Origin of the sequence: Pseudoalteromonas sp. Of7M-16 (assembly GCF_022347805.1) — a bacterium.
Classification (GTDB): Bacteria; Pseudomonadota; Gammaproteobacteria; order Enterobacterales; family Alteromonadaceae; genus Pseudoalteromonas; species Pseudoalteromonas luteoviolacea_F.
Window position 1 is genome coordinate 1 of record NZ_JAKRFY010000063.1, and the last position, 1,294, is coordinate 1,294.

Below are 1,294 nucleotides of genomic sequence, written 5' to 3' on the forward strand. Positions count from 1 at the left end.
ACCACCTGACCCCATGCCGAACTCAGTAGTGAAACGAAATAGCGCCGATGATAGTGTGGGGTTTCCCATGTGAAAGTAGGACATTGCCAGGGCCCAATTTAAAAAATGAATAATAAAAACTAAAAGCAAAGAATTTGCTTGGTGAACATAGCATTTTGGAACCACCTGACTCCATGCCGAACTCAGTAGTGAAACGAAATAGCGCCGATGATAGTGTGGGGTTTCCCATGTGAAAGTAGGACATCGCCAAGCACCAAATAAAAGAAAGCCCGATTCGAAAGATTCGGGCTTTTTTCGTTCTAAATCGTCTCGAATATTGCCGAGGTCATGCACATTGATAAAGAGACGAATTAGCGCAAGGTGAAGGGAGTAACCTTCATCGCCGACTAGATAAGCTTAAGATTTCCTCAGTAACAGCTAAACCAGCTCTTTTCACCTTGCGCAAAAGAACCGTACTCACTGCGTTCGCTGTCGGTAGCCTTTTGCACGATGTCATCCTGAGCTCGTTTCAGGATCTATATTTATCGATGTTGGCTAGGCTTTAAGAGTGGCAGACTTAGCAACTGTCAAAGCTGCTCATTTCACCTTGCGCAAACTGAACGTACTCGCTTCGCTCGCAGACGTTACATTTTGCACAATGTCATCCTGAACTTGTTTCAGGATCAATGTATTCGATACGAGTTAGGCGTTAGAGGTGATTGCTTTAGCAATGGTCAAAATGGCTCATTTCACCTTGCGCAAAGTAAACGTATTCGCTTCGCTCATTGTCATTAATACTTTGCACGATTTTCACCTTGCGCAAAAGAACCGTACTCGTTACGTTCGCTGTCGGTAGCCTTTTGCACTTTAGACCCTGAAACAAGTTCAGGGTGACGAGGAGGGGGGAATTCAGGTCCGTTGATTAATACCGTCATCCTGAACTCGCTTCAGGATCTATATATTCGATACTAGCTAGGTGTTAGAGGTGATTGCCTTAATAACTATTAAAACAGCTCATTTCACCTTGCGCAAAGTAAACGTATTCGCTTCGCTCATTGTCATTAATACTTTGCACGATTTTCACCTTGCGCAAAAGAACTGTGCTCACTGCGTTCGCTGTCGGTAGCCTTTTGCACTTTAGACCCTGAAACAAGTTCAGGGTGACGAGGTGGGGGGAATTTAGGTCTGTTGATTAATACCGTCATCCTGAACTCGCTTCCAATGCTGATCGTTTAAGCTCATTTACTACGTCTTGATCGATCTTTTGCCTATGGCATATTTAGCTCTTAACTTGAAGGAGCTTATATGTTGAATG

2 protein-coding genes and 1 rRNA gene are annotated in these 1,294 nt (G+C 43.8%); 1 reads left to right on the top strand and 2 read right to left on the bottom strand.

All coding sequences use genetic code 11. The features are described 5' to 3' along the window. Positions 1-137 precede the first annotated feature (137 nt). Positions 138-252: ribosomal RNA gene (gene rrf / locus MHN81_RS27960) — 5S ribosomal RNA — on the top strand. 518 nt (positions 253-770) lie between these two features. Here the strand turns inward: rrf and MHN81_RS27965 are convergent. Both MHN81_RS27965 and MHN81_RS27970 read right to left on the bottom strand, forming a co-directional pair. Continuing rightward, positions 771-914, bottom strand: coding sequence for a hypothetical protein (locus MHN81_RS27965; RefSeq protein ID WP_239427379.1), 144 nt, complete (start codon positions 912-914; stop codon positions 771-773). Between the two features lie 126 nt (positions 915-1,040). Further along, a complete protein-coding gene (locus MHN81_RS27970) occupies positions 1,041-1,184 on the bottom strand; it encodes a hypothetical protein (protein WP_239427380.1) in 144 nt (47 codons plus the stop codon). Between the last annotated feature and the right edge of the window lie 110 nt (positions 1,185-1,294).